This is a genomic window from Novosphingobium beihaiense, from assembly GCF_022832375.1.
Lineage (GTDB): Bacteria > Pseudomonadota > Alphaproteobacteria > Sphingomonadales > Sphingomonadaceae > Novosphingobium > Novosphingobium beihaiensis.
The window spans coordinates 1-9,672 of record NZ_JALHLG010000060.1; the positions used below are offsets into that span (position 1 = coordinate 1).

General features: G+C 64.1%; 7 protein-coding genes and 1 pseudogene. 5 read left to right on the forward strand and 3 right to left on the reverse strand.

Features of this window, described 5'->3' with window-relative positions; translation table 11 throughout:
* A protein-coding gene (locus MTR66_RS19860; protein ID WP_243924233.1) for an IS3 family transposase occupies positions 1-1,068 on the reverse strand; the annotation gives its coding sequence in 2 pieces (ribosomal slippage) (positions 1-807 and positions 807-1,068; 1,069 coding nt annotated over the 2 pieces). This gene is flagged as partial in the annotation.
* Between the two features lie 89 nt (positions 1,069-1,157).
* On the opposite strand from MTR66_RS19860, the pseudogene MTR66_RS19865 reads away from it, so the two are divergent.
* A pseudogene (locus MTR66_RS19865) lies at positions 1,158-1,310 on the forward strand (IS5/IS1182 family transposase); the annotation flags it as partial.
* Positions 1,311-1,430: 120 nt separating this feature from the next.
* Here MTR66_RS19865 and MTR66_RS19870 read toward each other — a convergent pair.
* Both MTR66_RS19870 and MTR66_RS19875 read right to left on the reverse strand, forming a co-directional pair.
* Positions 1,431-2,603: a sensor histidine kinase gene (locus tag MTR66_RS19870; RefSeq protein WP_243924235.1), complete on the reverse strand. Its 1,173-nt coding sequence runs from the start codon at positions 2,601-2,603 to the stop codon at positions 1,431-1,433.
* Positions 2,593-3,822: a sigma-54-dependent transcriptional regulator gene (locus tag MTR66_RS19875; protein ID WP_243924239.1), complete on the reverse strand. Its 1,230-nt coding sequence runs from the start codon at positions 3,820-3,822 to the stop codon at positions 2,593-2,595. The genes MTR66_RS19870 and MTR66_RS19875 overlap by 11 nt, the downstream gene beginning before the upstream one ends.
* A gap of 148 nt (positions 3,823-3,970) precedes the next feature.
* Between MTR66_RS19875 and MTR66_RS19880 the strand changes: the two genes are divergently transcribed.
* From MTR66_RS19880 to MTR66_RS19895, 4 genes are read left to right on the forward strand one after another with little or no spacing between them, the layout of a single operon-like run.
* Positions 3,971-5,254, forward strand: a complete 1,284-nt coding sequence (locus MTR66_RS19880; protein WP_243924240.1) for an efflux RND transporter periplasmic adaptor subunit — start codon at positions 3,971-3,973, stop codon at positions 5,252-5,254.
* A gap of 10 nt (positions 5,255-5,264) precedes the next feature.
* Complete coding sequence (locus MTR66_RS19885; RefSeq protein WP_243924241.1) at positions 5,265-5,957, forward strand: ABC transporter ATP-binding protein; 693 nt, start codon at positions 5,265-5,267, stop codon at positions 5,955-5,957.
* A gap of 14 nt (positions 5,958-5,971) precedes the next feature.
* Entirely contained in the window at positions 5,972-8,377 is a 2,406-nt protein-coding gene (locus MTR66_RS19890) for an ABC transporter permease (protein WP_243924243.1), read from the forward strand.
* On the forward strand, positions 8,370-9,632 hold the full coding sequence (locus MTR66_RS19895; protein ID WP_243924245.1) for a TolC family outer membrane protein: 1,263 nt from the start codon (positions 8,370-8,372) through the stop codon (positions 9,630-9,632). Before MTR66_RS19890 ends, MTR66_RS19895 begins: the two co-directional genes overlap by 8 nt.
* Positions 9,633-9,672: the final 40 nt, after the last annotated feature.

Consider the following 9,672-nt stretch of genomic DNA (forward strand, 5'->3'; position numbering starts at 1 on the left):
ATTCGGCAGGCGTCATGAACCCCAAGGATGTGTGAGGTCGGGTCTCGTTGAAGTCCGTCCGCCACGCCTCGATCTTGGCCCTGGCATCGTCCAATGACAAGAACCAATGCGTGTTGAGGCATTCATCGCGCAGCCGGCCGTTGAAGGACTCAACGAAGGCATCGTCGGTTGGCTTCCCGGGCCTGCTGAAGTCCAGCGTGACCCGGTTGATGTAGGCCCAGTGATCGAGGGCATGCGAGATGAATTCGGGGCCATTGTCCACCCTGATCTTGGCGGGCGGATCGCTGCGCTCGAACAACAGCCTGTCCATGACGGCGACCACCTGTTCGCCCTTGATGCCTTGATCGACGTGGATCGCGAGGCACTCGCGGGTGTAGGCGTCGACAACCGTCAGGGCCTGGAATCGTCGACCATTGAACAAGGCATCGGACACGAAATCCATCGCCCAGATCTCATTCGGGCGCGAGGGTAAAGGTCGCTCCACCCGCCGTGCCGCCATGACATGCCGACGCGGACGTTTGGCCCGTAAATTAAGGCCTTCCAGGCGGTAAAGGCGATGCACGCGCTTCACATTTACCCGCCAACCCTCGCGCCGAAGCAAGACATGGATACGCCGATAGCCATAGCGCACCCGCGTCGCAGCGATTTCCTTGATCCTGTTCCTGAGCGGCGCCTGGTCGCTTCGGACCGACCGGTAGCGATGCGTCTTGCGATCGAAGCGGAGAACAGAGCAACTGCACCGCTCACTCACCCGGTAACGATCCTGCATCCAGTGGACGATCTCGCGCAACCGACCAGGCGCTACACTTTTTTTGCCAGCACCTCCTGGAGCATGGCCTTATCCAGAGATAGGTCAGCCACGAGCCGTTTGAGCTTCTGGTTCTCTTCCTCGAGTTGACGCATCTTACGCAGCTCAGACGGGCCAAGCCCTCCGTAAAGCTGCTTCCAGCGATAGTAGGTCGCCTCTGAGACACCCATCTTCCGGCACACCTCGGTAACCGGCGTTCCCACTTCGGCCTGACGCAGCGCGAACGCGATCTGTTCGCCCGTGAACTTCGACTTCTTCATGCAAAATCTCCTGCTCAACTCAGCTTCGATTTTGCCAGATTCCTCTCATTCCCGCTGGAGGCATTCTCCGGGACAGGGTCAGGGCACTCCGCTGGGTCGTCGAGCGTACATTCACGTGGCTGGGCCGGTGCCGCCGTCTTGCAAAGGACTGGGCGGCCACCATTGCCTCTTCGACAGCATGGGCCACGATCGCATCTATCCGCATGCTCATCCGCAGAACCGCAAGGTATTGCTATGCTTGAGAAACTTTTAAATCGGGCTCTAAAGCTCATAAGTAAATAACTAATTTGTTTGGTTTACTGATCCGTGTTCATTCTGAACGGTAAAGGCCTGACCGTCGAAATTACACCTCCATACAAGCTCTACCGCGCAATCAGCATCAGCTCAAAAGATGCACCGCCCATGTCACGATCGGCCAGGACGATCTCGCTGCCATGGCTGCGGACGATCTGCTGGGCCAGGCTGAGGCCGACGCCGTTGCCTTGCGGCTTGGTGGTTGTGAACGGGCGGAAAATGCGATCTTTCTGATCGCCGGGAACGCCGGGGCCGTTGTCTGCCACGCGCAGGATCACAGCCTCTCCCGCCTGCGCGGATAGCATCACGGCCGGGGCGGAGGCGTGTTCCAGAGCGGCCTCCGCACCGTTTTGCAGAAGGGCCCAGAGCGCCTGGCTAAGTTGCTCGCGGTCGGCTTTTACGGACAAGGTTCCGGGGACGGAGCAGGTAAGAGCAACCCTTGGGCCCCAGCGGGCCGCGAACATTCGTGCCAGATCGTCGAAGAGCATGGGCAGCGAGACCGCTGCGATGGTGGGTTCCGGCAAGCGCGCCAGTTCGCGATAGGCGCTAGTGAAGTGGAGCAAGCCGCCGGTGCGCCGGGCCAGGGTGCCCAGAATATTGCGCAAGGGCTCCAAAGGCGGTGTCGGCTCGTCGAGCAGCTCTCGCGCGCTTTCGGATAGGGAGACAACCGGGGTCAGCGCGTTCATCACCTCGTGGCTCAGCACTTCGAGCAGTTCCCGTGTCGCGCGGGCCTCGGCCATGCGTTCTTCGGCCTCGATGTCGATCAGCACGAGGATCGCACGGACCGGGCCCGCATCTTGCGCGACAATGCGGTCAATGCGCAGGACGCGCCCGTTCTTGCGGAACCGTTTGCCGTTGCCGGTGAGTTCGACCGGTGGCGAAAGCACGATATCGCCGGTATCGAACAGCAGGCGCGCCGCCCGGTTGAGTGCGTGCACCCGTCCGTCATCCTCGATCGCGAGCAGGGGGACCGGCGCCTGCGCAATGACGGCGCGGAGCATCACACGCTCGGTCTGTTCGCGCCGGTCAGGCTCCCGGGCCGTTTTCTGCCCGCGTCGGGGCGGCAGAAGGCGCAGCAGGGCGACTGTTCCGAGCCAGGCCGCCAGGAGCAGCGAGAGCACCATCGACACGTAGAGCCCGCCATGCCACGCCGCGGCAGCCGCGCCGCCCAGACCGAACAGGAGCACTTGCGCGGCGGCAACGCTGACAGCGCGGCGGACCGGAAACCGCCTAGAATCCATACTTCGCCATACGCCGGTAAAGCGCGGCCCGGCTGAGCCCGAGATCGCCCGCGGCGTGGCTGATGTTGAAACCGTGCCGCTTGAGCGCTGCCTCGATCAGCGACCGTTCGGACTGTTCAAGGTTGAGGCGGGGCTTTTCTGGTGTTTCGTCATCACTTTGGGCCATGGGCACCAGGCCGGGTTGTTCGATCCCGATCGGTTCTCCGTCCCCGAGCACGACGGCCCGTTCCACCGCGCTTGCCAGCCCGCGCACTTCGTCGGGCCAGACGGTGGCGGCGATCAGCGCTTCCGCTTCCCCGGTGAAGCCGCGCACCGGCTTGCCATGGCGCTCTTCCGCCACGCGCGCGAAATGGCGGGCCAGGAGCACTGCGTCCCCTGGCCGGTCCGCAAGCGGCGGCATCGCGATTTCTACCGTGGCGATCCGTGCGCGCAGCGGCGGAGACAGCCTCGCACTGCTCTCCGCTGTGGCGACGATGCGGGCATCGGCCGGCAGGCGCGCCAGCAGGCGGACTTGCGCGGCCGTATCGAGCATGTCGGCATGACGCAGCAGGACGGTGCCGTCACGCGCCCGGGCAAGGCCTGCGGCGGCTTCCACATCGGCGGGATCGCTGGCGGACAAGGCTTCTATTTCGACCACTTCTCCCACCGCCCGCGCGGAGCTGTAATGAATGGCCCGGCCGGCCAGACTGCGCCCCGATCCGGCGGGGCCCGTCACCAGAACGCTGGCGCTGGTCGGCGCGATGCGGCGGACAAGATCGCGTACATGCTCGATGGCCGCGCTTGCGCCGAGCAGGCGCGGCGGGGCGGACAAGGCACCGTCGGCGCGTTGCAGTGCCATGATTTCGTCCTGCCGCCTGCGATGGGCGATGGCGGCTTGCACCCGCTCGACCAGATCGGCGTTTCGCCAGGGCTTCATGACGAAATCGAACGCCCCCGCGCGCATCGCCGCAACCGCGATGCGCACGCCGCTGTGCCCGGTGATCACCACGACCGCCGCGTTCGGATCATCGCCCAGCAGCCGCGCCAGCGCCGCGAACCCTTCCTCCCCATGCGTGCGCCCGCGCGCGAAATTGAGATCGAGCAGAATGGCATCGGCGCGCTGGCGCTCCAGCAGCGAATAGGCGTCTTCAGGCGAAGGCGCCCCCAGCATGTCGATCCCGGCCCGGCCGAGCAGGACGGCCACGGCCTGATGCACATCGCTGTCATCATCGATCAGCAAGACACGGGGGCGGCTTGACGAAGGCAAAGTGGTGTTCATTTCCGCACAGTCTGTGCGTTAGCGAACAGTGCTATGTCCAGAACTTTCACTATAATTCATTTAAATCAATTAATTAGTATAATTTTGCCGTCTGCGGCACACTGCCGTCATGCCAGATACACCCCTCTCCGAATCAAAAGCACAGACCGGCAAGTCGATGGATCGCCGGATAGACAAGCCGCACCGGACGCGCCGCCGGCGCTGGATCGCAGGCGGTCTTTGCGTGCTTGCCATTGCTCTGCTGGCCTGGCGCCTGATCCCGGCAGCGGGATCGACGGACATCGATGCGGACGGCATCGAGACCGGCACGGTCGTGCGCGCGCCTTTTGCCGATTACCTGCCGGTCCGGGCGATCGTGGCTCCGGCCGTGACCACGTTCGTTGGTGTGGTTGCAGGCGGACAAGTCGAAAAGCTGCTGGTTCAGGATGGCGCGCAAGTGGCTGCCGGGCAGCCGCTCGCAACGCTTGCCAATCCCACGCTCAAGCTGGAAGTGCTGACGCGGCAGGCGAACATCACCGGTCAGCTTGGCGCTCTCAGTGGCGATGAGCTGGCGCTGGAGCGCAACCGGCTCGACCTCAGGAACCAGACTGCCACAGCCAGTTACGACTTGCTCAAGGCAGAGCGCGAACTGGCCGTCCGCCAGCAGCTTCACAGCAAGGGCTTCCTCTCCGACGCGGGGGTTAAAAGCTATCAGGAAGAGGCGAAATACCAGCGCGCACGCCTGGCCCAGATGAAGGCCGGCGAGGCTCGGGAAAGCCATACCGCCAGCCTTCAGGCAGCACGGCTCGCGGATACGCGAAAGCGCCTGGCCAGCAGCCTTGCCGCCGTTGAAGCGCAGCTTGGCGCGCTGACACTGCGCGCGCCCGTGGCGGGCCGGTTGACCGATTTCACGCTTCAGCCTGGACAGTCCCTGAAAGCTGGAGAGCAGGCGGGGCAGATCGACAGCGAGGGTAACTGGAAACTCACCGCCGATGTCGACGAATATTACCTGAACCGCGTGCGCGCGGGGCAGCCCGGCACGTCCTCAGAGGGGCTCAAGCTGGCCGTTTCCAAAGTGCTGCCCGCCGTTACCGACGGCCATTTCCGTATCGAACTGACCTTTCGCGGCAAACCGCCGAAAGACCTCAATCGCGGGCAGAGCGTGGATACCCGCGTCACGCTGGGCGCGACCCGCAAGGCCGTGATCGCGCCCGCCGGAGGCTGGCTCGATTCCGGCGGCGGCACTTCGGTCTTCGTTCTCGATGCCGACGGCCGCCATGCCCGCAGGCGGGCCGTGCGCACGGGCCGCCGCAACCCCGAGCAAGTGGAAGTTCTCTCCGGCCTCAAGCCCGGCGAGCGCATTGTCCTGTCCAACACCGCCTCGATCAAGGGCGACATTCTCAACATTCGCTGAAGGAATACCGATGATCCGCCTCGAAAACATCCGGCGCAGCTTCATTTCCGATGACGTGGAAACGACCGCGCTGGCCGGCATCAACCTGCATGTCGCATCCGGCGAATTCCTGGCCATCATGGGCCCTTCGGGATGCGGCAAATCGACCTTGCTCAATACCCTGGGCACGGTCGACCGGCCCACCGCAGGCCACTACTGGTTCGGGGATCGCGATCTCGCCGCGCTCGACGAAGCCCGGCTCGCCCGGTTTCGCGCCGAAATGCTCGGCTTCGTGTTCCAGAGCTTCAATCTCATCGACGAACTGACGATCGAGGAGAACATCGAACTGGGCCTCGTCTATCGCAAGGACAGGCACAGGGACGGAAGAGGCGACCGCAAGACGCGCGTGGCCGAGGCGATGGACCGCGTGGGCATATCGCACCGCGCCCGCCATTTCCCGCATCAGCTTTCGGGCGGCCAGCAGCAGCGCGCCGCCATCGCCCGCGCCGTGGTGGGCGATCCCAGGCTGATCCTCGCCGACGAACCGACCGGCAATCTCGATACCGAAAACGGCACGCAGGTGATGGATATCCTCACTTCGCTCAACGCCGAAGGGGCGACGATCGTGATGGTGACGCACTCGCCCAGCCATGCGGACTATGCCGCCAGGCGCATCGACATGCTCGACGGCAGCATTGTCGCCTCGGTCTCGCGCGCGATCTGAGGGAGAGCTGCCCCATGAACCGTTTCGCCCTGCTCACGCTGTACCGTTCGCTTACGCGGCACCGGCTTTACGCCCTGCTCAATATCGGCGGACTGGCGCTTGGCCTTGCCGTGTTCCTGGTGCTGGGCCTCTACGTCCGTTTCGAGACGAGCTATGAAAAATGGCTGCCGCATCACCAGCAGATCTATCTGGTCCAGACGGACTGGCACATGGAGAACAGTCCATTCAATGGCGCCTATCCCAACACGATGGGCGGGCTTCTCGACGAGCTGAAACAGGACTTCCCGAGCCTTACCGGCACCCGCATCGAGCCGGTGCCGTTCACGGTCATCCGCAACGGCATCGGCGTCAGCGAAGACGGCGCCCGGGTCGATTCGGATTTTTCCAAAGTGTTCGATCTGCAAATGGTTCAGGGCAGCCTCGCCTCGGCCCTTGCGGCTCCGGCAAACGTTCTGATCGACGAGACGGTCGCGCAAAAGTACTTTGGCGCTACGAACCCCGTCGGCCAGACCATGACCTTGCGGGTCAACGGCGAGCAGGGCAGCTACCGCGTCGCAGGCGTATTCAAAACGCTGCCCAAGGCCACCGACCTTGTATTTTCCATCCTGGTGCCGCTGCCGCCGCATGCCAACGAGGACAACTGGCATCATTGGGGCAGCACGTCCCTCTATACTTATCTGCGCTTTGCCACGCCCGCAGCAGCCCACACATTCGAGGCGAAGCTTGACGATTTTGCCGATCGCCACGGCAAGGCCGATATCGGGGAACACGCCAGCAAAACCCTCCAGCTCCGGCTGCTGCCGATCGCCAGGCGCCACCTGACGCCGGCCGGCATGCAGGCCGCTTCCGCCAAGCAGACAGTGGTGACGCTGGGCATTGTCGGCACCCTGGCTCTGCTGATTGCTATCGTCAATTACATCAATCTGGCAACGGCAAGGGCAGGTCTGCGCGCCCGCGAAGTGGCGATGCGCAAGGTTCTGGGCGCCAGCCGCGCCGTCCTTGTGCGCCAGTTCATCGGCGAAGCCATCCTAATGGCCGCCATCGCGGGACTGATCAGTCTGGCCATGGCGGAACTGGGCCTGCCGCTGGTCAATGCGGCAGGCGGGCTGTCGCTGGCCATTCCTTACAGCCTTGCCGTGCCGGCACTGGCTGTACTGGTCGTGCTGGTCGGCATCGGGGCGGGGTTCTATCCGGCCGTGCTGCTGTCCCGCTTTCCGGCCGCCAGTGTGCTGTCCTCCTCCCGTGCGCCCGGAGGGGGGCAGGCCGGATCCCGCGCGCGCGAAATTCTTGTGATCTTCCAGTTCGCACTCGCCATTGCCTTCGTGATCGGCACTTTGGTGCTGGGGGCACAGATCGCCCACGTTCGCAATGCGGACCTGGGCTTCAAACGCGACGGGCTGATCATCGTACGCTCGCTGGCCGAGACCGAAAGCCAGCGCGGCAAGCTCATGACCGCATTCGAAAAACTGCCGATGATCCGCTCGGTCACGCTGGGGGGCAGCAATGCGGGCGGCAGCGGTAACAACAATGCCGACAATGTTCCCCTTCCCGGCCAGCCGGGGCCCGGCCCTTCGCTGCGCTGGATCAGCGTGGGAAAGGCCTTTTTCAGCACTTATGGCGCGCACCTGATCGCCGGGCGCGTGTTCGACGATGAGCATGGTTCGGACGACAGCACGCATCGCGGGCGCAACGATACGCGCAACATCGTCATCAACCGCCAGGCGGTCGCGGTTCTGGGGTTTGCCTCGCCGCAAGCGGCCGTGGGCCAGATCGTCGGCAAGGGGAACCCGCGAAAGATCATCGGCGTGATAGACGACATGCGCTTCTTCTCGCCGCGCGTGCCGATGGATGCGACCTATTACCTCTATTCCCCCAGGACACAGGGGTTCGCCGTTGCGACCCTGCGCTACAGCGGCGATCTGCGCACGGCGATGGCGGCGGTAAAGCGTGTCTGGCAGCAGATCGCGCCGGAAATCCCCTTCGATGCTGCCTCCGCCGACCAGCGGCTGGACGAGCTCTACAAGGCGGACGACAACGCAGCGCATCTGTTCACCATCGGGGCGGTGCTGGCGGTGCTGATCGGCTGCGTCGGATTATGGGGCCTCGCCTCGTTCAACACCGCGCGCCGGATCAAGGAAATCGGCATCCGCAAGACGCTGGGGGCATCCTCTTTCGATGTCGTCAAGCTGCTGGTCCGCCAGTTCCTGCGCCCGGTGCTGATCGCGAACCTGTTCGCCTGGCCGCTAGCCTGGCTGGCCCTGCGGCGCTGGCTGGCGGGTTTTGACGATGCGATCACCCTTTCGCCGCTCTACTTCCTGGCGGCGACCATGCTGGCGCTGCTGATCGCAGTGCTGACCGTCATCACCCAGTCGCTGCGCGCCGCACGCACCGCGCCTGCCTGGGCTTTGCGTCATGAATAGGGCTCGGGTACTGGGCGCCATGGGGCTGATGCTGTGCGCCACGCCGGCGCCAGCGGAAACCCTGCGCAATGCGGTGGAGGCGGCCCTGGCAAGCAACCCTTCGCTGGCCGCTGCGGCGGCCCGGCAAGACGCATTGTCCGAAACGCCCGAACAGGCACAGGCCGAAGGACGGCTGCAGGCCTCTGCCGATGCTGCGGGCGGCTATAACAAGTTCGATTATGGCAAGGGCGGCGCGGCCAGCGTTGCCGCGAACCTGCCGGTCTGGACCGGCGGGCGCGTGTCTTACGCGGTCAAGGCCGCGCGCGATGATGTCGCGGCTGGGCAGGAGAGTCTGCGCGATACGCGTGCGCGGCTGATCCTGCAGGTCGTCTCGATCTATGCGGAGCTGTTGTTCGATCAGCAATCCGTCGCCATCACCCGCACGGACATAGACCTGCTGAAACAGCAGGTCGCCGAAGCGCGGGCGCGCTTCAAGCTGGGCAAAGACACGATGGCCGACGTTTCCCAGCTTGAAACGCAATTGGCGAGTGCCAGGGCCACTTTGGCGGAGGCGGAAACGACCCTGAGGACGTCGTCGGCAGATTACCGTTCGATCGTGGGCCATGATCCGGGACAGATGATTGCAGCATCCAATCTTGCTCAGTTGCCTGCAACGCAGGAAGCCGCGCGAGCGTGGGCGTTGGACGGCAATCCGCGATATCTGCGGAGCATCCGCGCCGCCGATGCCGCGAATGCCCGCGTTCACAAGGCCCATGCGGCTGGCGCGCCGACGGTGTCGTTGCTGGGTAACTATAGCTACGGCTTGAGGACGGACAATATTGGCGGCAACGGCTATGTTCACGATGCGAACCTGGGACTGTCTTTGCATATTCCGATCCTGACCGGCGGACTGATCGCATCGCAGGCACGGCAGGCCAGTGCGCAGTTCCGTGCGGCCCGTTTCGATACCGACACGGCAGCACGCGAGGCGGTGCGGGCTGCAGATGTAGCCTGGGCCTCTCTTCGCGGTGCCCGTTCGCGCACGGCCGCGAATCAGGAGCGCGTTCAGGCCGCCGATCTGGCTTTGCGTGCGGTGCGGGCAGAATACGGTTTCGACCTGCGCTCGACACTCGACGTGCTGCTGGCCGATGAAAACCTGCGCAGTGCTCAGCTTGCCTTGGCCCGCAGCAAAAGCGACGAACTCGTCGCGCAGGCATCCCTTTTGCGTGCGACAGGAAACCTTGAACTGGAGGTATTTAGCCTCGCTTCACGCTAGAGTTTTTCCGCTTGAGATTGAATCGGGGGGATTCCCTCTG

Bases quoted from the DNA above. Each gene is read 5' to 3' on its own strand.
- MTR66_RS19880 (WP_243924240.1), top strand. From the start codon at position 3,971: ATGCCAGATACACCCCTCTCCGAATCAAAAGCACAGACCGGCAAGTCG.
- MTR66_RS19895 (WP_243924245.1), top strand. From the start codon at position 8,370: ATGAATAGGGCTCGGGTACTGGGCGCCATGGGGCTGATGCTGTGCGCC.
- MTR66_RS19870 (WP_243924235.1), bottom strand. From the start codon at position 2,603: ATGGATTCTAGGCGGTTTCCGGTCCGCCGCGCTGTCAGCGTTGCCGCC.
- MTR66_RS19885 (WP_243924241.1), top strand. From the start codon at position 5,265: ATGATCCGCCTCGAAAACATCCGGCGCAGCTTCATTTCCGATGACGTG.
- MTR66_RS19890 (WP_243924243.1), top strand. From the start codon at position 5,972: ATGAACCGTTTCGCCCTGCTCACGCTGTACCGTTCGCTTACGCGGCAC.